The organism is Micromonospora sp. NPDC049240 (assembly GCF_040647835.1).
Lineage (GTDB): Bacteria > Actinomycetota > Actinomycetes > Mycobacteriales > Micromonosporaceae > Micromonospora.
The window spans coordinates 336,124-359,218 of the sequence record NZ_JBEZCX010000003.1 but is presented as its reverse complement, the minus strand read 5'-3'; the positions used below and the strand labels follow the sequence as shown (position 1 = coordinate 359,218).

Here is a 23,095-nt window from a genome sequence, read left to right as displayed (position 1 = left end):
GGCCGACCCGGCGAGCCGGGCGGGCGCCCCGGCGGGATCCGTCCCGTCGGGCTGCCCGCCCGAACGGTGTCGTACGGTGACCGCATGGGACGCGTCGCGCGGTGGCGTCGGGTGGCCCGGGCGCACCCGACCGTGACCGATGCGCTGCTGGCCGCGCTGCTCTTCGTGGTCAGCCTGCTCCCGGTGAACCCGCCCGGCGGGCCCCCGCGCGACCCGCTGACCGTCGGCGCGGTGCTGCTCGCGCTGGCCGGATGCGGCGCGCTGGTGCTGCGCCGCCGCCACCCGTTGCCGGTGCTCGCGCTGGTCACCGCCACGGCGGCCACCGCGCTGCTGGTGCAACAGGCGCGCGGGCCGTTCGTGCTGACCGTGGCGCTGGCCGCGTACACGGTGGCGACCCGGACCGACCGGCGGACCGCGGTGGCGGCCGGCGCGGCGAGCGGCCTGGTGCTCGGCGGCGGCGCGGTCGTCGCGCTCGGGGTGGGCTGGCTGGACCCGGCGGTCGTGGTGCTGCTGCTCTGGTTCGGCGTCGCGGTGGCGGCCGGCGACGCGGTACGCAGCCGGCGGGCCTACGTGGCGGTGCTGGAGGAGCGGGCGCGGCGGGCCGAACGGACCCGCGAGGAGGAGGCCCGCCGCCGGGTGGTGGAGGAACGGCTCCGGATCGCCCGGGAGCTGCACGACGTGGTGGCCCACCAGATCGCGCTGATCAACGTGCAGGCCGGGGTGGCCGGGCACCTGCTGCGGGAGCGGCCGGACGCGGCCGAGGAGGCGCTCGGGCACGTCCGGTCCGCGACCCGCACCGTGCTGGACGAACTGGCCACCCTGCTCGGCCTGCTCCGGCGCGGTGAGCCGGACGCGCCGACCGAGCCGACGCCCGGCCTGGGCCGCCTCGACGCCCTCGTCGACGGCTTCGCCGCCGCCCAACCGGTGCGCTGGACCCTGACCGGCCGGCCCCGGCCGCTGCCCAGCACGGTTGACGTGGCGGCCTACCGGATCGTCCAGGAGTCGCTGACCAACGCCCACCGGCACGCGCCCGGCGCGGCCGTCACGGTCGGCGTCACGTACACCGGCGCCGGCGTGGTGGTGGAGATCCGCGACGACGGGCCCGGCCCGAGCGGAACCGGCGACCAGGGAACCGGTCTCGGCCTGCTCGGGATGCGGGAGCGGGCCGAGGCGGTGGGCGGCGCGTTCCACGCCGGCGCCGGGCCCGGCGGCGGCTTCCGGGTCCGCGCGGAACTGCCCGCCCCGATCCCGCAGGAGGTGGCATGACCGTCCGGGTGCTGCTCGCCGACGACCAGACCCTCATCCGCGCCGGCTTCCGCGCGCTCGTCGACTCCGCGCCGGACCTGTGCGTGGTGGGGGAGGCCGCCACCGGGCGGGAGGCGGTCGAGCGGGCCCGCGCCACCCGCGCCGACGTGGTGCTGATGGACATCCGGATGCCCGACCTCGACGGCCTGGCCGCCACCCGGGAGATCACCGCCGACGAGGACCTGGCCGGCGTACGGGTGCTGATCCTGACCACGTTCGAGGTCGACGAGTACGTCTTCGAGGCGCTACGCGCCGGCGCCAGCGGCTTCCTCGGCAAGGGCGTGGAACCGGCCGAACTGCTCGACGCGATCCGTACCGTCGCGGCCGGGGAGGCGCTGCTGTCCCCGAAGGCGACCCGTGGGCTGATCGCCCGGTTCCTGGCCCAGCCCGACCCGCGGCCCGGGGCCACCCCGGAGCGGCTGCGGGTGCTCACCGAACGGGAACGCGAGGTGGTAACGCTGGTCGCCGCCGGGCTGAGCAACGAGCAGATCGCCCAGCGGCTGGTGGTCTCCCCACTGACCGCCAAGACCCACGTCAACCGCGCGATGGCCAAGCTCGACGCCCGGGACCGGGCCCAACTGGTGGTGATCGCCTACCAGAGCGGCCTGGTCCGGGCCGACCCGCCGGCGCGGTAGCCGGGCCGTCCGCGTACCGCGTTCGCGGTACGCGCAGGTGTCCGCGTCCGGCCGACGCGCCGGCCGGGCTACGCGGGCCAGGGTTGAGCACATGATCGAAGCCCACGACCTGAGCAAACGGTACGGCGACAAGCTCGCCGTCGACGCCCTGACCTTCACCGTCCGGCCCGGCGTGGTGACCGGCTTCCTCGGTCCCAACGGCGCCGGCAAGTCCACCACCATGCGGATGATCCTCGGCCTGGACGCGCCGACCGCCGGGACCGTACGGGTCAACGGCCGCCGCTACGTCGCGCACCGGGACCCGCTGCGCCAGGTTGGCGCGCTGCTGGAGGCCAAGGCGGTGCACACCGGCCGGTCCGCCCGCAACCATCTGCTCGCCGTGGCCGCCACGCACGGCATCGGCCGCCGCCGCGTCGACGAGGTGATCGACCTGGTCGGGCTGCGTGAGGTGGCCGGCCGGCGGGCCGGCGGGTTCTCACTCGGCATGGGGCAGCGGCTGGGCATCGCCGGCGCGCTGCTCGGCGACCCGGCGGTGGTGATGCTCGACGAGCCGGTCAACGGCCTCGACCCGGACGGCATCCGGTGGATCCGCGGCCTGCTCAAGGGCCTCGCCGCCGAGGGCCGGACGGTCTTCGTCTCCTCGCACCTGATGAGCGAGATGGCCCAGACCGCCGAGCATCTGATCGTGGTCGGCCGGGGCCGGCTGATCGCCGACGTGTCGCTCGCCGAGTTCACCCGCCGGGCCTCCCGCGGCACCGTACGGGTGCGCTCACCCCAGGCCACGGCGCTGCGCGACCTGCTGGCCGGCCCGGACGTCACCATCACCGGCGGCGAGCCCGGCGTGCTGGACGTCAGCGGACTGCGCCCCGAGGCGATCGGCGACCGGGCCGCCGCCGCCGGGCTCACCCTGCACGAGCTGACCCCCACCGAGGCGTCGCTCGAAGAGGCGTTCATGACCATGACCCGCGACGCCGTCGAGTACGTCGGCGCCACCGAAGGAGCTGACCGATGACCACCGCGGCCCCACCCGCCACCACCGTGCCGACCGACGCCCGGATCACCGTCCCCCGGGTGGTCCGAAGCGAATGGATCAAGTTCCGTTCCCTGCGCTCGTCGCTGATCATGCTGGCCGCGACCGTGGTGGTGTTCGCCGCGCTGGGGCTCGGCTTCTCGGCGTTCCTGGCCGACGCCACGATCGAGCCGGGCACCCCGGCGCCGCCCGGCGGGCCGTCGTCGCTCGACCCGCTCGGCGCCAGCCTCGGCGGCGTCAACCTCGCCCAACTGCTCGTCGGCACGCTCGGCGTGCTGCTGGCCGCCGGCGAGTACGGCACCGGCATGATCCGCTCGTCCCTCGCCGCGGTGCCGACCCGTTGGCCGGTGCTCGCCGGCAAGGTCGCCGTGCTGGCCGGCGTCGTGCTGGCCGTGCTGGTGCCGACCACGCTGCTCACCTTCCTCGGCGGGCAGGCGATCCTGGGCGACCAGGGCATCTCTCTCTCCGACGACGGCGTGCTGCGCGCGGTGCTCGGCACGGCCGGCTACCTCGCGGCCGTCGGTGTGCTCGGCGCGGCGCTCGGCTCGCTGCTGCGCACCACCGCCGGCGCGCTGACCAGCGTGGTCGCGCTGCTGCTGGTCGTGCCGGGAGTGGTGTCGCTGCTGCCGGAGAGCTGGTCGGAGCGGATCTCGCCGTACCTGCCGTCCAACGCCGGGCAGGCGTTCACGAGCGTGGGCGGGGGCGGTGACCTGCTCTCCCCGGGCGCCGGCGCGGCCGTCCTCGCGGCCTGGCTGGTCGTCCTGCTCGGCGCCGCCCTGGTCCTGCTGCGCCGCCGGGACGCCTGACCGGCGCCGCCGGCCGGTCGCGGAACCGCGCGGCCGGTCAGCGGCGGAGGATGCCGAGGTCGATGGCGGCGGCGACCGCCGCGGTGCGGGAGTCGACGCGCAGCTTGGTGTAGATGCGCGACAGGTGCGACTTGACCGTGCCCTCGGTCAGGTGCAGGCGGCGGCCGACGGCCTGGTTGGACAGCCCGTCCGCGACCAGGCCGAGCACCTCCGTCTCCCGCCGGGTCAGCGCCGTGTCCGGCGTGCGCAGCCGGTTCACCAGCCGGTCCGCGACGGCCGGAGCCAGCGCGGTACGGCCGGCGGCGGCGGCCCGCACGGCGGCGGCCAGCTCGTCCGGCGAGGCGTCCTTGAGCAGGTAGCCGGTCGCGCCGGCCTCGATCGCGGGCAACGTGTCCGCGTCGCTGTCGTAGGTCGTGACGATCAGCACCCGGGGCGCGTGCGGTCGGGCGGTGATGGCGGCGGTCGCGTCGACCCCGCTCAGGCCGGCGCCGAAGCGCAGGTCCATCAGCACCACGTCGACGTCGCCGCCGGCGGCGCGGGCCACCGCCGCCTCGGCGGTGGCCGCCTCGGCCACCACGACCAGGCCCGGCTCGGTCTCCAGCACCGCGCGCAGCCCGGCCCGGACGACCGGGTGGTCGTCGGCGATCAGCAGCCGGACCGGCGCGCCGGTCACGGCCGCCCGCCGGGCGGGGTGCGGGGGAGCCTTGCCGACACGGTGGCGCCGCGGCCGGGCGCGGCGGCGACGGTCAGGGCGCCGCCGAGCGCGCGGGTCCGCGCCCGCATGGCGGCGAGGCCGAACCCACCGCCGTCGGGCCCCGGACCGGGCAGCCGCTCCGGGTCGAAACCGCCGCCGTCATCGGTCACGTCCAGGGTCACCCGGTCGGCGCGGTAGCCGAGCGTCACCTCGACGGTGGTGGCCCGGGCGTGGCGCACGGTGTTGGCCAGCGCCGCCTGGGCGACGCGCAGCAGCGCGACCTCGTACCCGGTCGGCAGCGGGACCGGGTCCCCGGTGACCGCGAACCGGGCGGCGAGCCGGTGCCGGGCGGCGGTGGTGGCGCAGAGGCGTCGCAGCGCGTCGGCCAGCGTGGTGTCGTCCAACGCCGGTGGGGTGAGCGCGGCGACGAAGCGCCGGGCCTCGGCGAGGTTGTCCGCCGCCGCCTGCCGGGCCTGCTCGACGTGGCGGGCGGCGGTGTCCGGCCGGTCCGGCAGCACCCGGCCGGCGGCGCGCAGCAGCAACTGGATGCTGGTCAGGCCCTGCGCCAGCGTGTCGTGGATCTCGGCGGCCAGCCGCTCGCGTTCCGCCGCCACCCCCGCCTCGTGCTGCGCCCGGGCCAGGTCGGCGCGGGTGGCGGTCAGCTCCTCGATCAGCCGGCGGCGGCGCTCGCTCTCCCGGTAGAGCGCCTGGTAGCCCCGGACCACCGCCACCGCGACCGCGGCGCCGAGCACCGGCCCGACCGTGCCGGCCACGCTGACCGCGCCGCGATGGGCGGCGAAGGCGACGACGGCCACCACGGCGGTCACCGCGACGGCGACCGGTCCGGCGCGCCGGGACAGCAGGTGCAGTTGCAGCAGGTAGAGCGGGAACGCGAGCCACAGCCCGTCCACGGTGAGCACGGTCAGCGCCAGCCACCCGACGCCGACCGCCGCCAGCCACCAGCCGGCGGCCCGTCGGGAGCGGTGGACGCCGGGCCGCAGCGCCCCGGCCGCGTACGTCAGCAGGCCCGCCGCCGCCACCGCGGCGATCACCGGCGCGTGCGGCTGCCCGGTGACGACGGCCCGGAGGCCGGCGAGCGTGAAGAGGACACCCACCAGCAGGTGCAGGCACCAGGCCAGCACGCGGGCGGTGGAGGTCAGGGCGGGAACGGCGGTCACGGCCCTCCCAGCGTAGAGGAGGCGCAGGTCGGCGGGGATCTGTCGAAAGTTGTAACCGGACCACAGCCGTTCCGCCCGGGAAGTGCCGTCCGCCGCCGGATGCCCGGGCCGGCCTCCGGCGACGACCGTGGGAGCGACCACCCCGCCGTCGAAAGGACCGCGTCGCCCGTGTTCGTCGCCTGGAGAGACCTCAGGTTCGCCAAGGGGCGCTTCGCCCTGATGGGAACCGTCATCGTGCTGATCACCCTGCTGGTCGGCCTGCTGTCCGGGCTGACCGCCGGGCTGGGCCGGCAGAACACCTCCGCGATCACCGGCCTGCCCGCCGACCGGATCGCCTTCGGCGGCCCGCAGCCGTCGTACGCCGACTCGACGGTCACGCGCCGGCAGTGGCAGCGCTGGGCCGACACGCCCGGCGTCACCGCCGCCGAGCCGCTGGGCATCGGCACCACCCGGGTCACCGCCGGTGGCCGCAGCGCCGCCGTCTCCGTGTTCGGCGTCCGGGCCGGCTCCCGGCTCGCCCCCGGCGACCTCGACGACCGCACCGCGGTGCTGTCCACCCCGGCCGCCACCGACCTGGGCCTGCGCGTCGGCGACCGCCTCACCGTGGCCGGCCGGGAGCTGACCGTGGCGGCGGTCCGCGGCGACGCCTCCTTCAGCCACACCCCGGTGGTGTGGACCAGCCTCGACTCGTGGCGGCGGACCGGCAACGCCGACGCGGACACCGCCACCGTGATCGCGCTGCGCACCGCCGCCGACGTGGACGTGGCCGCCATCGACCGGGCCGCCGGCACCCGGACCGTCCGCACCGGCGACTCGCTGGCCGCGATCGGCTCCTACCGCTCGGAGAACGGTTCACTCCAACTCATGCGCGGCTTCCTGTTCGCCATCTCCGCCCTGGTCATCGGCGCCTTCTTCACGGTGTGGACGATCCAGCGCGGCGGCGACGTCGCGGTCCTGAAGGCCCTCGGCGCCTCCACCACCGCCCTGCTCGTCGACGCGCTCGGGCAGGCCGGCGTCCTGCTGGTCGGCGGCACCGCGCTCGGCACCGGCCTGGCCGCCGGGCTCGGCGTGCTGGTCTCCGGCTCGGACGTGCCGTTCGTGCTGACGCCCGCCACCGTCGCCGTCCCGGCCACCGTGATGGTCGTCCTCGGCATGCTCGGCGCCGCCCTGTCCGTGCGCCGCATCACCGCCGTCGACCCCCTCACCGCACTGGGGAGCGCCCGATGAGCCTCGACCTGGCCGACGTCACGCTCACCTACCCGGACGGCGAGAACCGGCTCACCGCGCTCGACCACGTGACGCTCTCGGTCGCGAAGGGCGACCTGGCCGCCGTGGTCGGCCCGTCGGGCTCGGGCAAGTCCAGCCTGCTCGCGGTCGCCGCCACGCTCGTCACCCCGGACGCCGGCGCCGTCCACGTCGACGGCGTCGCCACCACCGGGATGGGCCGCGGCGCGCTCGCCGCGCTGCGCCGGCGCGCGATCGGCATCGTCTTCCAGCAGCCCAACCTGCTGCCGTCGCTGACCGCCGCCGAGCAGCTCCAGGTGATGACCACCCTCGCCGGCCGGTCGCCGGCCGGGGCCCGGGACCGGGCGCGGGAGCTGCTCGACGCGGTCGGGCTCGCCGCCCAGGCCGGCCGGCGCCCGCACCAGCTCTCCGGCGGCCAGCGCCAGCGGGTCAACATCGCCCGCGCCCTGATGAACGACCCGGTCGTCCTGCTCGTCGACGAGCCGACAAGCGCGCTCGACCACGAGCGGGGCGCCGCCGTCATCGACCTGATCGGCCGGCTCACCCGCGAGCGGGGCACCGCCACGGTGCTTGTCACCCACGACCGCGACCACCTCGCCGCCGCCGACCGGATCGTGGCGATGCGCGACGGCCGTCTGCACGACGCGACCTGAGCGGTACAGCCGGCGCTACCTTCCGCCGCCGGCGCTGCCGGCCGCAGAGGTGCTGCTGGACGACGTCGGGTCGCTCGGCCCGGGTGGGCGCGGCGGACGCGGGGGGCACGCCCAGGGCGGTGGCGGTCAGCACGGCCAGCGCGCCGGCGGCGAGCGGAACGGTTCGGCGGGTCGTGGGAACTCCTCGTCCCGGCTTCGGTTACGGCTTCCAGCCTCGGCCGGTCGCGGCCGGTCCGGAATCCCGCCTGCTGCCCGGTCCGGGTACCGCAGGCACCACCCCGGGCCGTCAGCGGTGGTGGCCGGCGTCGGCTACGGTGGCCGGCGTGACGACGCAGGACATCAGGCCATCGTTCGCGCCGGACGCCGTGGTCGTGCTCGGCGCGCTGGTGGCCACCGTGGGCTATCTGTCGCCGTGGTTCCGCGTCTCGGCCGGCTACTCCTGGTCCTTCTCCGGCTGGGCGTACGCGTCGTTGAGCACCGGCGGCGGCTGGACCCTGTTGACGCTGGGCTGGCTGCTGGTGGCGCTGGTGGCCGGCGGTTGGGCGCGGGCGTACCCGGGCGCCGCGTTGACCGCGTTGACGGCGGCCGTCGGCGCGCTGACGTTCGCGCTGGCCGTGGTCGCGGCGAGCTTCGCCGAGTTTCGGGAGCGCGGCAGCATCAACTGGATCGCGGATCTGCCGTTCGGGGTCGGGCTGCCGCTGATGGCCACCGGCTTCGGCCTGTTGGTCGCCGGCGGCGTCCGCGCCGTGGTGCGCTCGACGCTCCGGGCGCACGACGCCCCCGCCGAGGGCTAGCCGCCGGCCCCGCTCCGCGAGTTTGCCGGGGCCCCTTCCTAACGCCCAGGCGATAGGAAGGGGCCCCGGCAATCACCTCAGTTCAGGCCGCAGGCGGCCAGCGCGTCCAGGTTCGGGCGCTGCGCGCCGACGCGGTTGAAGGCGATCTCGATGCGGTCGAGCGCGGCGCCACGCTTGCTCTTCAGCGGGCCGAGGATGGCGTTGTCGATGAACGCCGGCCCGCCCTCGGGCCGGACCGCGAGCCGGGCCAGGCGGGCGTTCGCCTCGGCGATCTGGTTGTCCAGTGTGGCCAGTTCGGCCCGCACCTGGGCCGCCGCCGCCGTGGGGACGGCGGGGAGCCGCACCCCGGGGCAGTTCACCGTCCGGGCCGCCCCGGCCACCGCCCCGCCGTTCTGTCCGCCGGCCCCGTTCTGTCCGCCGGTCGCGCCGCCCTGGCCGGCGCCGCCGTTGACGGCGCTCGGCACGCCTGCGGCGTTGAGCCCGCAGCCGGCCAGCGCGTCCAGGTTCGGGCGCTGCGCGCCGATCCGGTTGAAGGCGATCTCGATCCGGTCGAGCGCGGCGGTGCGCTTGTTCCTCAGCGGGCCGAGGATGGCGTTGTCGACGAAGTTCGGGCCGCCCTCGGGCTTGACCGCGAGCCGGGCCAGCCGCTCGTTCTGCCGGGCGATCTCCTGGTCCAGGTTGGCCAGTTCCCGTTCCACCTCGGCGTTCGCCGCCGCCGGCACCGGGGGCAGCTTGTCGCGTACCGTCGGGCAGTTCACGGTCTGTGCCGCGGCGGACGGTGCGGCCGAGCCGCCGTTCTCGTCGGCGGACGCCAGTTGCAGTCCGCCGGCGAGCAGGAGCGCCGCGAGAGCGCCCACCCCACCGAGTTTCAGGACCGCGTTGTTGCGCGTACCCCTGGCCATGCACCTCTCCTTTGGTTGACCTGGAGGGCCGGCGCGGCGTGTGCCGCGCCGCCGCTCCGCGGTGCGAAGTGAGACGCAGGAATCGCCTCTCGTGCCCGCTCCGGCATCGCGGTTCCGGACGATGTCCCGGTCGGGGATGGGTACGGTCGGCGCGGCCGGATCGTTCACCGTCAGGTCGGCGATTGACCGCATCGACGTGCGTCAGTAGACTGCGCTGAAAGCGCTTTCACAGCGGGAGGCGTGACGGGCCCGTCGAGCACACGGCGTCCGGGCAGCAGGAAGGCCCGCCGGCGGCACCGACCGGGCATCGGTGTCGACGCCGGCGCGGCACCGAACCCACCACCCGCAGGAGAATTCCCATGATCAACCGACACCGCCGTGCGGCGTTGTGGACGTCCACGCTCGCGGCGGCCACGCTCGCCGCCGCCGGCCTGGCGATGGGCGCGAACCCCGCCCAGGCCGCCGCCGGCTGCCGGGTCGACTACGCGGTGACCGCGCAGTGGTCCGGCGGCTTCACCGCGAACGTCAACCTCACCAACCTCGGTGACCCGCTGAACGGCTGGACCGTCACCTGGAACTTCAGCGGCGGCCAGACCGTCAGCCAGGCCTGGGGCGCCGACATCACCCAGACCGGCGCGTCGGTCCGGGCCGCCAACGTCAGCTACAACGGCAGTCTCGGCACGAACGCGACCACGTCGTTCGGCTTCAACGGCGGCTGGAACAACACCAGCAACCCGGTCCCCGCCTCGTTCGCGGTCAACGGCGTCCTCTGCGGCGGGGCCATCCCCACCGACCCCGGGGGGACCCTCACCCCGCCGCCCGGGCCGACGACCCCGCCGCCCTCGCCCACCACCCCGCCACCGTCGCCCACCACGCCGCCGCCGACCAGCGGCGCGGTGTACGCCGCGCCGAACGGCACCGCCGGCGCGGCCGGCACCCAGGCCAACCCCACCACGATCGCCGCCGCGATCACCCGGGTCGGCGCGGGCGGCACCGTCTACCTGCGGGGCGGCACCTACAACCTGGCCCAGACCGTCACCATCGCCGCCGGCAACAACGGCACCGCGAGCGCGCGCAAGAGCCTGTACGCGTACCCGGGCGAGACGCCGATCCTCAACTTCTCCGCGATGGGGGAGGACCCCGCCAACCGGGGCCTCGCGTTGAACGCGTCCTGGTGGCACGTGCGGGGCATCGTGGTGGAACGCGCCGGTGACAACGGCATCTTCGTCGGCGGCAGCAACAACGTCATCGAGCGCACGGTGACCCGGTTCAACCGCGACAGCGGCCTGCAACTGTCCCGGATCGCCTCCAGCACCCCGCGTGACCAGTGGCCGGCGAACAACCTCATGGTCAGCGTCGAGTCGCACGACAACGCCGACTCCGACGGCGAGGACGCCGACGGGTTCGCCGCCAAGCTCACCGTCGGCACCGGCAACGTCTTCCGGTACGCGGTGTCCCACCACAACATCGACGACGGCTGGGACCTGTACACCAAGACCGACACCGGCGCGATCGGCCCGGTGACCATCGAGGACTCCCTCTCCTACGGCAACGGCACGCTGAGCAACGGCACGCAGAACGGCAACGGTGACCGCAACGGCTTCAAGCTCGGCGGCGAGGACATCGCGGTCAACCACACCGTCCGGCGCACCATCGCGTACCGCAACGGCAAGCACGGGTTCACCTACAACCGGAACCCGGGCTCGATGACGATCTCCAACAACCTGAGCATCGACAACACCGAGCGCAACTTCTCGTTCGACGCGGGCACCTCGGTCTTCCGCACCAACACGTCCTGCCGCAGCGGCAGCGGGTCGAACGACAAGACGGTCGGCAACGTGGACGGCTCGAACCAGTTCTGGTCCGGCGCCAACGGCTCCCGCTGCGCCACCTACGCCGGCGCCCTGGGCTGGTCCTTCGCCGCCGACGGTCGCCTGATCGTCACGCTCGGCGGCCGGGTCGTCTCCCTCTGATCCGTTCCGCCGCCGGCGCGATCCGGGTGCGTTCGTTGTCGTCCCGGCGGCAGCGAACGCACCCGGACGGATGTCGGGACCGGCTTGACAGGATGATCGTGGGTTAGGTTAGCCTAACCTTCGTGACGAGCGGAACGATGCGGGCCGACGGCCTGCGGGGCAGTGAGCTGCGCCTGGGCTACCACGGCACCACCGTGGTGCACGACGCGGCCATCACGCTGCGACCGGCGGCGGTGACCGCGTTGGTCGGGCCGAACGGCAGCGGCAAGTCCACGCTGCTGCGCGGGCTGGCCCGGCTGCACCCGCTCCAGCACGGCGAGATCGTGCTCGCCGACGGCACCCCGGCCCGGGCGCTGTCGGCGCGCGACTTCGCCCGCCGGGTCACGCTGCTGGCGCAGAGCCGCCCCACCCCGAGCGGTGTCACCGTCCGGGACGTGGTCGGCTACGGCCGGCACCCGTACCGGCAGCGGTGGCGGGCCGGCGACCCTGACGGCCCGGCCGCGATCGACCGGGCCATGACGGTCACCGGCGTGGCCGCCATGGCCGCCCGACCCGTCGACGCGTTGTCCGGCGGTGAACTCCAGCGGGTCTGGCTGGCCACCTGCCTGGCCCAGGACACCGCCGTGCTGCTGCTGGACGAGCCGACCACCTTCCTCGACCTGCGCTACCAGGTGGAGATCCTCGACCTGGTGCGCGACCTCGCCAACACCGCCGGCGTGGCCGTCGGCGTGGTGCTGCACGACCTCAACCAGGCCGCCGCCGTCGCGGACCACGTCGTGCTGCTGCACGAGGGTCGGGTGCGCGGCACCGGGACCCCGCGCGAGGTGTTCACCGAGGCGGCGCTCACCGAGGCGTACGGCATCCGCGTCGAGGTGACCGCCGACCCGGTCACCGGCCTGCTCTCCACCCGTCCCGTCGGCCGGCACAACGTCCGCTGATCCACGTCCTGACGACAGAAGAGAAACCCATGTTGCGTACCCGCCTGACCCTGCTGGCCGCCGCCGCGACCGCGCTGCTGATCGCCGGCTGCGGCACCACCGAGACGCCCGCCGCCGCGCCGTCCCCCTCCGACACCACCGCCACCGGCCCGGTCACCGTCACCGACAGCCGCGGCAAGGCGATCACGCTGAAGAACCCGGCCGCCAAGGTGGTCGGCCTGGAGTGGGGCGAGGTGGAGATGCTCGTCGGCCTCGGCGTGATGCCGGTCGGCGTGGCCGACCCCAAGGGGTACGCCACCTGGGTCACCGCCGCCCCGCTCGACCCGGGCGTCAAGGACGTCGGCACCCGGGGCGAGCCGAGCGTCGACGCCATCGTGGCGCTCCAGCCGGACCTGGTGGTGATGGAGGCCGAGCGCGGCGCCGCGATCGTCACCCAACTGGAGAAGTACGTCCCGGTGCTGGTCACCAAGGGCAGCGACGCCGCCGACAACCTCGCCCGGATGCGGTCCGACCTCACCATGATCGCCACCGCCACCGGCCGCACCGCGCAGGCCGAGAAGCTGCTCGCCGACTTCGACGCCGCGCTCGCCGACGGGCGGAAGAAGATCGCCGACGCCGGCGCGGCCGGCCGGCAGTTCGCCTTCGCCGACGGCTGGAAGGAGGGCAGCACGGTCTCCATCCGGATGTTCGGCCAGGGCGCGCTCGTCTCCCAGCTCGGCATCCAGCTCGGCCTGAAGAACGCCTGGACCGGCAAGACCGACGCCATGTGGGGCCTGGGCCAGACCGACGTCGAGGGGCTCGGCGTCCTCAAGGGACAGGACCTGCACTTCTTCTACAACGCCTCGGACGGTCAGGACGTCTTCGCCGACGGCCTCGCCGGCAACGCGATCTGGCGCTCCCTGCCGTTCGTGCAGCAGAACAAGCTGCACAAGATGCCGAACGGCATCTGGACGTTCGGCGGCACCCTGTCCGCGAAGCAGTACGTCGACCAGCTCGTCGCCGTCTACACGGCCTGAGCCCGATGATCGCCACCGCCGTACCGGAGCCGGCCACCCGGCCGGCCCCGGTCGGGCCGCCACCGGCCCGCCGCCGCCGGGTCGCCGGCGCGTTCCTGCTCGCCGCCGCGCTGCTGGTCGCGGTCACCGCGGTGCACCTCACCCAGGGCACGTCGTCGGTGGGCGCGCTCGACCTGCTCCGGCTGCTCACCGGCGCGGACGACGAGACCGCCCGGGTGCTTGTCGCCTCCCGGCTGCCGCGCCTGCTCACCGGCCTGGCGGTCGGCGTGGCGCTCGGGTTCGCCGGCGCGGCGCTCCAGTCCACCACCCGCAACCCGCTCGCCTCGCCGGACACGCTCGCCGTGAACGCCGGCGCCCACCTGGCGATCGTGACCACCGCCGCGTTCGGCATCGCGCTGCCGGCGCTGCCCGCCGGCGGACTGGCGTTCTGCGGCGGGCTGGCCGCCGCCGCGCTGGTGATGCTGCTGTCGGCCGGCGGCCAGGCCGCGACCACCCGGCTGATCCTCGCCGGCTCGGCCACCGCGATGGCGCTCGCCTCGCTCACCATGCTGCTCCTGCTGCTGTTCGAGCAGGCCACCATCGGGCTGTTCGCCTGGGGCAACGGCTCGCTCGTGCAGGGCGACCTGGTGGCGGTCACCCAGCTCGGCCCGGTGATCGTGCTCGCCGCGCTGCTGCTGGTCGCGCTCGGGCACCGGCTGGACCTGCTCGCCCTCGGCGACGACACCGCCACCGTGCTCGGGCTGGACGTACGCCGGACCCGGCTCGTCGTGGTGCTGCTCGCGGTGCTGCTCTCCGCCGCGGCGGTCACCCTCGCCGGCCCGATCGGGTTCGTCGGACTCGGCGCGCCGGTGATCGTCCGGCTGCTCGGCCGGTGGGTGCCCGAGGTGCACCGGCACCGGGTGCTGCTGCCGCTGGCCGGCCTGGTCGGCGTGATCATCGTGCTCGGCTCCGACGTGCTGCTGCGCGCCGTGCTCGGCGGCCAGGCCGGGGTGGAGGTGCCCACCGGCGTGGTCACCACGCTGTTCGGCGCGGTGCTGCTGGTCTGGCTGGCCCGCCGGCACCGCGACGCCGGGCCCACCCGGCAACCCCCGGGCGGCCACGCCGCCGTCCGCTCCCGCGCCGTGCACACCTCGGTCGTCACGGTCTGCGCGGTGGCGGTCGTCGCGGCGCTGGTGGTGGGCATGCTCGCCGGGGACACGTGGGTGCTGCTCGGCGACATCGTCAACTGGCTCCAGGGGCGCACCGGGCCGGCGTACACCTTCGTGCTGGACGCCCGCTGGCCGCGCGTCGCGGCGGCGCTGCTGGCCGGCGCGGCCCTCGCCCTGGCCGGCACCACCGTGCAGGCGGTCTGCCGCAACCCCCTCGCGGAGCCGGGCATCCTCGGCATCACCGGCGGCGCGGGGATCGGCGCGGTGGCGCTGCTGACGTTCGCCCCGACGGCCGGCGTGCTCATGCTCTCCGGCGCGGCCGGGCTCGGCGCGGTGGCCGCGTTCGCGCTGGTCTACGGGCTGGCGCGGCGGCGCGGGCTGAACTCCGACCGGCTCGTCCTGATCGGCTTCGCGGTCTGGCAGGGCGGCGCCGCGGTCATCACGTTCATCGTGGTCTCCTCCGACCCGTGGAACACCGGCAAGGCGCTGACCTGGCTGTCCGGCTCCACCTACGGGCGCACCGCACCGCAGGTGCTGCCGGTCGCGCTGGCGCTGCTGGTCGCCGTGCCGGTGGTGGCCGCGGTACGCCGGGAACTGGACCTGCTGTCGCTCGACGACGACACGCCCCGGGTGCTCGGCGTCCGGCTGGAACGCGCCCGGCTGGTCGCGCTCGGTCTGGCCGCGCTGCTCACCGCCACCGCCGTGTCGGCGGTCGGCGTGATCGGCTTCGTCGGCCTGGTCGCGCCGCACGCCGCGCGGGCGCTGGTCGGCGGCCGGCACACCCGCGTGCTGCCGGTGGCGGTGCTGCTCGGCGCCACGCTGGTCAGCCTCGCCGACACGCTCGGCCGCACCGTCATCGCCCCGGCGCAGGTCCCCGCCGGCCTGGTCACCGCACTGATCGGCACCCCCTACTTCGTCTGGCTGCTGTGGCGCTCCCGCACCGCCGCCGGCACCCGCTGAGCCCGAGAGGAAATCACCATGACCAGCACCCTGGCCGCCGCGCCGTGGCGCGTGTTCACCGTCGAGGTCCGCGCGCTGCGCCGGCTCGGCCCGTCGTTCCTGCGCGTCACGTTCACCGGACCGGACCTGGACCGGTTCGCCGACAACGGCTACGACCAGCGGATCAAGCTGGCGCTGCCGCTGGTCGACGGCGGCGCGGCGGAACTGCCCGACGGACCGGACTGGTACCAGCGGTGGCGGGACCTGCCGGCGGAGGAACGCAGCCCGATCCGCACCTACACGGTCCGGGCGGCCCGGCCGGCGGCGTACGAGATCGACGTGGACGTGGCGCTGCACGGCGACGGCGGCCCGGCCACCCGGTGGGCCCGCCGCGCCCGCCTCGGCGACCGGCTCGCGCTTGTCGGCCCGGACGCCGGCTGGCCGGGCGGGCACGGCGGCGTCGAGTTCCGGCCGCCGGCCGGTGCCACGCTGCTGCTGGCCGGCGACGAGACCGCCGCGCCGGCGATCTGCGCGATCCTGGACCGGCTGCCGGCTGACGCGCACGGCCACGCCGTGGTGGAGGTGCCGGCGGTGGGGGACGAACTGCCGTGCCGCGTTCCGGCCGGCGTGACGGTGACCTGGCTGCCCCGGGGCGGCGCCCCGCACGGCAGCCGGCTCACCGAGGCGGTGACCGCCCTCGCCGCCCGGCTGTTGCCGCCGCCGACCGGGTCGCCGGCCGGCCCGCCGCCGGCCGAGGTGGACGTCGACCGGGACGTCCTCTGGGAGGTGCCGGAGCGGCCGGCCGACGCCGCGCTCTACGCCTGGCTGGCCGGCGAGGCGGCGGTGATCCGGGGCCTGCGCCGGCACCTGGTCACCGACCGTGGGCTCGACCGTCGGGCGGTGGCGTTCATGGGCTACTGGCGGGCCGGTCGGGCCGAGTGCTGACCGGTCACCCGCGCAGCGTCTCGTGCGGCGGCCGGCCGTACGCCTCGCGGTAGGCGGCGGCGAAGCGGCCGGGGCTGGTCCAGCCCCAGCGGCGGGCGATGCCGGCGACCGTCTCGCCGCCGGCCGGGTCGGCGGTGAGCAGGTCCCGGTGTGCCCGGTCCAGCCGCACCTGACGGAGGTAGGTGAGCGGGCTGTAGCCGAGGTGCCGTTGGAAGGCGGCCTGGAGTCCGCGCGGTCCGACGCCGCAGGCGGCGGCGACCTGGGCCACGGTGACCGGTGCGGCGGCGTGCTCGTCCAGGTACGCCTGCGCGCGTCGGACGACCGAGGGCGCGACCCGGCGGGGTTGCGGTACGTAACTGCTGGTCATGGTGGTGTTCGGGAAGACGGTGAGCGAGGTGGCCGCGGTCAGGTCGGCCAGCGACGCCTGGATCAGCGGCTGGTCCAGGCCGTCGTCGCCGACGGCGGACATCCGGTACAGGAACGCGGACAGGTGCGCCCAGGCCCGGGCCATGGCCGGCGACACCGGCGCGAGGCCGAGGAAGCGGAACGTGTGCGGGGCCGCATCCACCCGACTGGCCGCGACGTGCGCCACCAGGTCCATCGGCAGCCGGACCATGGTGGCCACCGGGTCGGTCCAGTACAGCACGAACCGGCGCAGCGGATACCGGCCGACGCCACCGGCCGGCACCTGCAGATCCTCGTCGCCGTCGGCGAACCGGCACCGGCCCCGGACCACGTGCACGGCCAGGAAGTCGGGGTACGGCCCGGCCTCCGCCCGGGCGTCCATGGAGTGCGCGGCCCGGGTGAGGCCGAGCGGGCCGGCCTGCACGCCCCGCCACGCGAAGTGGAACTCGCGTCGGGTGCCCCGGAAGTGCGGGCGGTGCTCGCCGCACATCCCGGCGATGGCCCGACGGGCGACCTCCGGGTCCCGGGTGGACAGCTCGAACCGCCGCGCCGAGCGGCTGTCGGTCACCGCTCCCGCTCCGTCGGCGCCGGCACTCCCGCCGCGCGCAGCGTGTCGCCGGGGTGGCAGCCGTAGGTCTCGCGGTACGCCTGGGCGAACCGCCCGGCGTGGGTCCAGCCCCAGTCGCGGGCGGTGCCGGCCACGGTCTGCCCCGCTCGGGCACGGGTGAGGTCCTGGTGTGCCCGGCGGAGCCGGACCGCGCGCAGGAACGCCATCGGGCTCTGCCCGTGGTGTCGCTGGAACGCGGCCTGCAACGCGCGCGGGCTGACGTCGCAGGCCGTCGCGATCTGCGCGACGGTCAGTGGTCGGGCGGCGTGCGCCTCGATGAACTCGGCGGCCCGGCGCACCGACGCCGGACGTACGGCCGGTGGGGCGGCCAGGTAGGGCAGCGTCATGGTGGTGTTCGGGAACACCGCCAGCGCGGTGGCGACGGCCAGGTCCACCAGGCCGGCTCGGGTCAGCGGGCTGGCCGTCACGGCGTCGTCGACGAGCTGGTGCCGGAGGAACGCCGCGGTCGACTGCCACAGCGTCGCCATGGTGGGGGACAGCGGCGCGAGCGCGGTGAAGCGGAACGCGGCGGCGGGCAACCCGGTGCGGGTGGCGGCGACCGCCGCGATCCGGGGCGTCGGCAACCGGACGACGGAGGCCGCCACGTCGTCGGCGAGCAGCGTGAAGGACACGTCGGGATAGCGGCCGGTGGTGCCCGGGCCGAGGTGCAGCTCGTCACCCCGGTGCAGGAAGCCGTACCGGCCGCGTGCCACGGTGAGCGCCGCGAAGCCGGGATAGGGCGAGTTCTCGGATCGGGCGGAGAGCGTGTACCACACCTCGTCGAGGTGGAGTTCGTCCGCGCCCCGGGTCTCCCGACGGTAGCGGAAGCGATCACGGGAACCGGAGATCCGGGCCCGGTGGGCACCGAACCGGCGGGCCATCAGGTGGTGCGCGTGCTCGGGGTCGTCCGTCTCCACCACGTCGCGGTCGGCCGACTCCGGTCGGCCCGTCCCCTGCCCGGTCACGTGTCACCTCCCGCTGCACCGTTCCGGCGCTCGTACGCCTCATTGAACGGGTCACTTGCCGGAGGGCAACGGCCCGACACGAACGGATGCACCGCCTCAGACACGCCGAATAGAACAGCCGATCCACTTTCCGCAATTCACCGACCGATTTGCGAACACGGGCGCGATGCGACGGGTCGGATCGATTCTTCGGCCGGCAACACGATATCCGCTCCACACTCCAGGTTCCCGTCGTAGGGCCGATCAGGACGGGAGAAAACGACAATGTGGTTACGCAGTGCGACGGGCGAGATTGTCGGGTAGCTGACTGTTCGGACGTTCCGGCGGGCGTCGTCGCCCGGTTCTAACGTCTGCCCTGTCCGAGCCGTTGCACCCGGCCCGGCGCAGACGGCCGGCCGATCGGAGTCACGCGACGATGCCGACCCCGGTCGGCCGGTCCCCGCCCCGCAAGGGTCGCGGTCCGGTCGGGTGCTCACCGCCGGGAGGAGATGCGGATGAGGGGCGTCGAGGCACCGGTCGCCGTACCCGGGACTCCGGCTGCCCGCGGCGTGCCGTCCCGGTGGCGGCTCGCCGGGCGCGCGGTGGCGGCGCTGCTGCGTCGGGACCTCACCGAGCGCCGTGGGCTGCGTGTGCCGTTCCTGCTGGACCTGGTGTTCGGCGTGCTGAACCTGCTGGCGTTCCTGTTCGTCTCCCGGGTGCTCGTCCCGCACCCGGGCGCCGGCTTCACCGGCCCCGGCGGCTACTTCGACTACGTCGCGGTGGGCATCGTGTTCCTGCTGGTGCTCCAGTCCGCGATCGTGCAGGTGGTCACGCGGGTGGCCGCCGAGCAGCGGGACGGGATGCTGGAGCTGTGGGCGGCGCAGCCGGCGCCGGGCTGGTCGCTGGCGCTGGGGCTGGTGGCGTACCCGTTCGCGTTCGCGCTGCTGCGCGCCGGCCTCTACCTGGGCCTGCTGGCCGGCGTCCTGGGCCTGCACGTCGCCGACACGTCCTGGCCCGGGGCGGTGGTGATGCTGGTCCTCGCCGTGCTGGGCGCGCTGCCGTTCGGAATGGCGCTGATGGGCCTCACCGTGGCGGTCGGGTACGGCGACCCGGCGGCCCGGCTGCTGGTGGTGGCGCTGTCGTTCCTGTCCGGTACCTACTTCCCGATCTCGGCGCTGCCCGGCGTCCTGCACCCGGTGTGCGCGGTGCTGCCCACCCGGGTCGCGCTGGACGGGCTGCGGGCCGCGCTCGCCGGCGGCGACTGGGGCCGGGCCGCCGGGACGCTGGCCGTCGCCGCCGCGGTGCTGCTGCCGCTCGCCGCCTGGATCTTCGACCGTGCGCTGTGGCTGGCCCGGCGCAGAGGGGTGCTCACCCGTGACTGACCTGATCCCGCGTCCCACCGCCCGCGACGTGGCGTACGGCGTCGTGCTCGGCCTGGACCCGGCCGCGCCCACGCCGGCTGCCCGGTCCGGTCCGGCGCTGTCGCCGCTGGTGGCCCTGGAACGGGCCGTGCTGCCGGCGCTGCGCCGGCCGCCCTGCCTGGTCAGCTTCTCCGGCGGGCTGGACTCCTCGCTGGTGCTGGCCATCGCCGCCCGGGTGGCGCGGCGGGAGGGGCTGCCCGACCCGGTGCCGGTCACCTGGCGGTTCACCGACGCGCCCCGTGCGCAGGAGACGCCCTGGCAAGCCAAGATCATCGCGGAGCTGGACCTGACCCGGCAGTGGCAGATCCTCCAGGCCGGTGACGACCTGGACCTGGTCGGGCTGGTCGCCCGCCGGCTGCTGACCCGGTACGGCCAGGTGCACCCGCCGAGCCGGCACCTACACCTGCCGATCGTGGAGCTGGCCCGCGGCGGCGCGCTGCTCACCGGCGTCGGCGGCGACCAGATTCTCGACGGTTGGCGGCGGCGTCCGGCCTCGCTGCGGGGCCGGCTCGGCCGGCTCCGGGCCGGGCTGCGACGCCGGCCGCCGGATCCGCTGCCCTGGCTGCGCCCGGAGGTGGCCCGGCAGGCGCGCCGCGCGTTCGTCGCCGAGCAGCGCGCCGAGCCCCACCGGCTGGCCGCCCGGATCGCCTGGCACCTGCGTCGCCGGGACCTCACCATGACCCGGGTCGGCCTGGCCGCGATCGCCGCCGACCACGACGTGCTGGCCGTGGCGCCGCTGCTGGACGAGCGGTTCGCCGCCGCGCTGGCCGCCCGCCACGGCCGGCTGCGGTCCCCGTCGCGTCGGGAGCTGCTCGCGGTGATCGCCGACGCCGCGCTGCCCCCGGTGATCATCACGCCGCGCCGCAAGGCCACCTTCGACGAGGTGTTCCTCCGGGCGGCCACCCGCGAGCTGGTGAGCGCCTGGGACGGCAGCGGTGTCGACGACTCGCTCGTCGACGTGGCGGCACTGCGTCGGGAGTGGTCGCGCTGGCGGTTCGACTCACGCACGGCGGCGCTGGTGCAGCAGGTGTGGCTGGCCGGCCTGTCGGCCACCGAGGGACGACCCGATCTGGAGGCGCCGAGATGACCAGTGAACCGTCCGTGTTGTACCGGGTCCGCGGCGACCGGGTGGCGTGGCGGACCAACGGCGACGAGACGGTGCTGCTGGACGTCGGGCAGTCCGTCTACTTCGCGCTGGACCGCGCCGCCACCGCGCTGTGGCCGTATCTCGTGGCCGGCGCCTCCACCGCCCAACTGGCCGAGGTGCTGGTCGGCCAGGCCGAGGTCGAGCGGGAGCGAGCGGTCGCCGATGTGCGCTCGTTCCTGGCCGACCTGGAGGCCGCCGGGCTGCTCGAACGGCTCTGACTCCGGTCAGGGCAGCCAGGCGGGCGGCACGGGCCGGCGCAGGATCTCCGCCAGCTCGTGCCGGTGCGGGTCGGGGTCGCCGTCCAGCCAGGCGTGCGCGTGGAAGCCGGTGCCCGGCGCGCTGACCCCGATCACCACGGTCCGCAGCACCCGCCGCCGGGCCAGGAAACGCTGGCGCACCAGCGCGCTCTCCAGGCAGTTGCCGCCGCCGCGTCGCAACGCCTGCCGGACCAGCGCGTCGGTGCCGCCGGGCGGCGGCGCGGGCAGACGCACCGCGCCCAGCCCGCCGCGGGCGAGTTGCCGGCGCACCCGTCGGCAGGCCAGCAGCGTCCACGCCACCAGCGCCAGGCCGAGCGGCCCGTGCCGGCGCGTCACCCGGGCCAGCGCGCGCAGCGCGCGTACCGGGTCAGCCATGACGCCGCCGCGCGGTCCGCAGCTCCCGCACCCCCCGGGGCAGCCACCGGACGTGCCGCCAGGTCCGGCGGGCGTACGCCCGCACCAGGCGCCACCGGCCGCCGCGCGCCGCCGGGTCGACCTGCCGGAGGTACGCCGGTGCCGGCAGCGCCAGCCGGGCGAGCAGGCGCAGCCGGCGGGGCCACGGGCCGGGCACTTCCACCGCGCCGGCCAGCCCGACCGTGGTGGGGGTGGCGCGTCGGGCGGCGAGCCACGCCGACGCCGGCTCGGCCGTGGCGGACAGACCGAGCCGGTCGGCGACCGTCGCGCCGGCCGGCCGCAGCCGCATTCCGACGGTGAACGCCGGGACGGCGTCGCAGCGGGTGGCCAGTCGACCGGCGACGGCCCAGGCGGACGGCGGCAGCACCGCCAGCGCGTGGTCCAGATCGAGCGCGGGTTTGTCGCTGCCGCCCGGGCAGGCGGCGTGCAGCGCGGCCAGCAGCGCGGTCCCGGCCTCGTCGGGGACGAGGACCCGTCCGCCGGCGAGGTCGAGCGGTTCCGCCGGGTCGCGCAGCGACCGCCACAGCGCGTCCGGGTCGCCGACGCCGGCGAAGCCGCGGTGCAGGTCCACGGTCAACGGCAGCGCGCCGGGGGCGGTGAAGGGCTGTTCGTGCCAGCGCGCCGCGACGTCGTACGGCTCGGGCGGCAGCGTCGGTCGGTAGCCGGCGGCGTGCAGGGCGTCCCGCACGGCGGGCACGGTCGCCGGCGCGACGAGCAGGTCCACGTCCCCGTAGACCCGGTCGACGCCGAGCCGGCGGGCCAGGCCGGCGCCCTTGAGCAGCAGGCAGTCGACGCCGTGCCGGCGCAGCAGGTCGCTGGTGGCCACCGCGAGGGCGTCCAGGGCCAGGCAGCGCATCGCGAGGCCGGCGGTCACGACCGCGCCCCGACGGACCCGGGGTGGCGTCCAGGCGCCGCCGGGGTGGCGCCCGGTGCGGTCCGGTCGCGGAGACGGAGCAGCGGTGACATCGAGCGCGCCTTCCGAGTCGGATTCACATAAATCGATACTGTGCTATCTCCGATATACCACTTCGGCCGGCCCGGCTCGCTAGGATCGGCAGGTCATGCTGCGACTGCACGATGCCGGGCGCGCCTTCGGACGGCGCGCGATCTTCTCGGGCCTCGATCTGGAGGTCGCGCCCGGCACCCGGCTGCTGCTCGCCGGCGGCAACGGCACGGGCAAGACCACGCTGCTGCGCTGCCTGGCCGGCGTCCTCACGCTGAGCCGCGGCCGGGCCACCGTCGCCGGTCACCCGGCCGGCTCGGCCGCCGCCCGCCGCCTGGTCGGCGTCGCGCTCGCCCCGGAGCAGACGCTCTGCGGCGGGCTCTCCGCGCACGACAACCTGATGCTGGTGGCCCGGATGCGCCTGCCCACCCGCCGTGCCGCCGACGCGGTCGCCCGGGTCGAGCAGGAGTTCGCCATCACCTCGTACGCCCGGCAGCCGGCGAGCCGCTGCTCGGCCGGTATGCGGGCCCGGGTCAGCGTCGCCCGCGCCCTGCTCGGCGACCCGCCGGTGATCCTGCTGGACGAGCCAGGCCGGTCCCTCGACGCGACGGCGCGGGCGCTGTTCTGGGCCGCGCTGGACCGCCGTCCGGAGTCGACGGTCGTGCTCGCCTCGCACCTGCCCGAGGACCGGTCCCACTGCGACCGGACCCTGGCCATGCCGATCCGCCACTGACCGCCGCACGCCACACCTCCCCG

General features: G+C 75.7%; 23 protein-coding genes. 16 read left to right on the top strand and 7 right to left on the bottom strand.

Annotated elements, in window-relative coordinates; genetic code table 11:
- The first annotated feature begins 84 nt into the window (after window positions 1-84).
- From AB0B02_RS06895 to AB0B02_RS06880, 4 genes are all read left to right on the top strand, one after another.
- The gene (locus AB0B02_RS06895; RefSeq protein WP_281942111.1) at window positions 85-1,266 is read left to right on the top strand and encodes a sensor histidine kinase; all 1,182 of its coding nucleotides are present in this window, start codon (window positions 85-87) and stop codon (window positions 1,264-1,266) included.
- Entirely contained in the window at window positions 1,263-1,940 is a 678-nt protein-coding gene (locus AB0B02_RS06890) for a response regulator transcription factor (protein WP_281942109.1), read from the top strand. Before AB0B02_RS06895 ends, AB0B02_RS06890 begins: the two co-directional genes overlap by 4 nt.
- A 91-nt stretch (window positions 1,941-2,031) precedes the next feature.
- Window positions 2,032-2,952 (top strand): ATP-binding cassette domain-containing protein, encoded by a 921-nt coding sequence (locus AB0B02_RS06885; RefSeq protein WP_357297562.1) that lies wholly within the window; start codon window positions 2,032-2,034, stop codon window positions 2,950-2,952.
- On the top strand, window positions 2,949-3,776 hold the full coding sequence (locus AB0B02_RS06880; RefSeq protein ID WP_281942106.1) for an ABC transporter permease subunit: 828 nt from the start codon (window positions 2,949-2,951) through the stop codon (window positions 3,774-3,776). The genes AB0B02_RS06885 and AB0B02_RS06880 overlap by 4 nt, the downstream gene beginning before the upstream one ends.
- 37 nt (window positions 3,777-3,813) lie before the next feature.
- Here the strand turns inward: AB0B02_RS06880 and AB0B02_RS06875 are convergent, their stop codons facing one another.
- Both AB0B02_RS06875 and AB0B02_RS06870 read right to left on the bottom strand, forming a co-directional pair.
- The gene (locus tag AB0B02_RS06875; protein ID WP_357297558.1) at window positions 3,814-4,449 is read right to left on the bottom strand and encodes a response regulator transcription factor; all 636 of its coding nucleotides are present in this window, start codon (window positions 4,447-4,449) and stop codon (window positions 3,814-3,816) included.
- A complete protein-coding gene (locus AB0B02_RS06870; RefSeq protein ID WP_357297554.1) occupies window positions 4,446-5,648 on the bottom strand; it encodes a sensor histidine kinase in 1,203 nt (400 codons plus the stop codon). Before AB0B02_RS06870 ends, AB0B02_RS06875 begins: the two co-directional genes overlap by 4 nt.
- A gap of 219 nt (window positions 5,649-5,867) precedes the next feature.
- Between AB0B02_RS06870 and AB0B02_RS06865 the strand changes: the two genes are divergently transcribed.
- The 3 genes from AB0B02_RS06865 (at window position 5,868) to AB0B02_RS06855 (ending at window position 8,340) form a co-directional block, all read left to right on the top strand.
- The gene (locus AB0B02_RS06865) at window positions 5,868-6,875 is read left to right on the top strand and encodes an ABC transporter permease (protein WP_281942102.1); all 1,008 of its coding nucleotides are present in this window, start codon (window positions 5,868-5,870) and stop codon (window positions 6,873-6,875) included.
- Window positions 6,872-7,546 (top strand): ABC transporter ATP-binding protein, encoded by a 675-nt coding sequence (locus AB0B02_RS06860; RefSeq protein ID WP_357297549.1) that lies wholly within the window; start codon window positions 6,872-6,874, stop codon window positions 7,544-7,546. The genes AB0B02_RS06865 and AB0B02_RS06860 overlap by 4 nt, the downstream gene beginning before the upstream one ends.
- 323 nt (window positions 7,547-7,869) lie before the next feature.
- A complete protein-coding gene (locus AB0B02_RS06855) occupies window positions 7,870-8,340 on the top strand; it encodes a hypothetical protein (RefSeq protein WP_281942099.1) in 471 nt (156 codons plus the stop codon).
- A 77-nt stretch (window positions 8,341-8,417) separates the two neighbouring features.
- Here AB0B02_RS06855 and AB0B02_RS06850 read toward each other — a convergent pair whose 3' ends face one another.
- A complete protein-coding gene (locus AB0B02_RS06850; protein ID WP_357297546.1) occupies window positions 8,418-9,242 on the bottom strand; it encodes a hypothetical protein in 825 nt (274 codons plus the stop codon).
- A 359-nt stretch (window positions 9,243-9,601) separates the two neighbouring features.
- Between AB0B02_RS06850 and AB0B02_RS06845 the strand changes: the two genes are divergently transcribed.
- The 5 genes from AB0B02_RS06845 to AB0B02_RS06825 all read left to right on the top strand — a co-directional run bounded on the left by AB0B02_RS06845 (window position 9,602) and on the right by AB0B02_RS06825 (window position 16,201).
- Complete coding sequence (locus tag AB0B02_RS06845; protein WP_281942095.1) at window positions 9,602-11,215, top strand: cellulose-binding domain-containing protein; 1,614 nt, start codon at window positions 9,602-9,604, stop codon at window positions 11,213-11,215.
- Window positions 11,216-11,352: 137 nt separating this feature from the next.
- The gene (locus AB0B02_RS06840) at window positions 11,353-12,153 is read left to right on the top strand and encodes an ABC transporter ATP-binding protein (RefSeq protein ID WP_357297646.1); all 801 of its coding nucleotides are present in this window, start codon (window positions 11,353-11,355) and stop codon (window positions 12,151-12,153) included.
- 29 nt (window positions 12,154-12,182) lie between these two features.
- Window positions 12,183-13,169 carry an iron-siderophore ABC transporter substrate-binding protein gene (locus tag AB0B02_RS06835; protein WP_281942093.1) on the top strand — a complete coding sequence of 329 codons (987 nt, stop codon included), beginning with the start codon at window positions 12,183-12,185 and terminating at the stop codon, window positions 13,167-13,169.
- Between the two features lie 5 nt (window positions 13,170-13,174).
- The gene (locus tag AB0B02_RS06830; protein WP_281942091.1) at window positions 13,175-15,277 is read left to right on the top strand and encodes an iron ABC transporter permease; all 2,103 of its coding nucleotides are present in this window, start codon (window positions 13,175-13,177) and stop codon (window positions 15,275-15,277) included.
- A gap of 18 nt (window positions 15,278-15,295) precedes the next feature.
- Window positions 15,296-16,201 (top strand): siderophore-interacting protein, encoded by a 906-nt coding sequence (locus tag AB0B02_RS06825; RefSeq protein WP_281942089.1) that lies wholly within the window; start codon window positions 15,296-15,298, stop codon window positions 16,199-16,201.
- A 4-nt stretch (window positions 16,202-16,205) separates the two neighbouring features.
- Here AB0B02_RS06825 and AB0B02_RS06820 read toward each other — a convergent pair whose 3' ends face one another.
- Both AB0B02_RS06820 and AB0B02_RS06815 read right to left on the bottom strand, forming a co-directional pair.
- A complete protein-coding gene (locus tag AB0B02_RS06820) occupies window positions 16,206-17,174 on the bottom strand; it encodes an AraC family transcriptional regulator (RefSeq protein ID WP_357297534.1) in 969 nt (322 codons plus the stop codon).
- Entirely contained in the window at window positions 17,171-18,178 is a 1,008-nt protein-coding gene (locus AB0B02_RS06815) for a helix-turn-helix transcriptional regulator (protein WP_357297531.1), read from the bottom strand. The genes AB0B02_RS06820 and AB0B02_RS06815 overlap by 4 nt, the downstream gene beginning before the upstream one ends.
- A 494-nt stretch (window positions 18,179-18,672) precedes the next feature.
- Here AB0B02_RS06815 and AB0B02_RS06810 point away from each other — a divergent pair, with 494 nt between their 5' ends.
- The 3 genes from AB0B02_RS06810 to AB0B02_RS06800 are packed head-to-tail and all read left to right on the top strand — an operon-like array spanning window position 18,673 to window position 20,943.
- Window positions 18,673-19,539, top strand: a complete 867-nt coding sequence (locus AB0B02_RS06810) for an ABC transporter permease (RefSeq protein ID WP_357297527.1) — start codon at window positions 18,673-18,675, stop codon at window positions 19,537-19,539.
- A complete protein-coding gene (locus AB0B02_RS06805; RefSeq protein ID WP_357297524.1) occupies window positions 19,532-20,665 on the top strand; it encodes an asparagine synthase-related protein in 1,134 nt (377 codons plus the stop codon). Before AB0B02_RS06810 ends, AB0B02_RS06805 begins: the two co-directional genes overlap by 8 nt.
- Window positions 20,662-20,943, top strand: coding sequence for a PqqD family protein (locus AB0B02_RS06800; RefSeq protein WP_281942081.1), 282 nt, complete (start codon window positions 20,662-20,664; stop codon window positions 20,941-20,943). Before AB0B02_RS06805 ends, AB0B02_RS06800 begins: the two co-directional genes overlap by 4 nt.
- Before the next feature lie 6 nt (window positions 20,944-20,949).
- Here the strand turns inward: AB0B02_RS06800 and AB0B02_RS06795 are convergent, their stop codons facing one another.
- Together AB0B02_RS06795 and AB0B02_RS06790 are read right to left on the bottom strand one after the other, a co-directional pair.
- Window positions 20,950-21,357 (bottom strand): lasso peptide biosynthesis protein, encoded by a 408-nt coding sequence (locus AB0B02_RS06795; RefSeq protein ID WP_281942079.1) that lies wholly within the window; start codon window positions 21,355-21,357, stop codon window positions 20,950-20,952.
- A complete protein-coding gene (locus tag AB0B02_RS06790; protein WP_357297519.1) occupies window positions 21,350-22,270 on the bottom strand; it encodes a nucleotidyltransferase family protein in 921 nt (306 codons plus the stop codon). Before AB0B02_RS06790 ends, AB0B02_RS06795 begins: the two co-directional genes overlap by 8 nt.
- A 187-nt stretch (window positions 22,271-22,457) precedes the next feature.
- On the opposite strand from AB0B02_RS06790, the gene AB0B02_RS06785 reads away from it, so the two are divergent.
- Window positions 22,458-23,072 (top strand): ABC transporter ATP-binding protein, encoded by a 615-nt coding sequence (locus AB0B02_RS06785; RefSeq protein ID WP_357297516.1) that lies wholly within the window; start codon window positions 22,458-22,460, stop codon window positions 23,070-23,072.
- The last annotated feature ends 23 nt before the right edge of the window (window positions 23,073-23,095 follow it).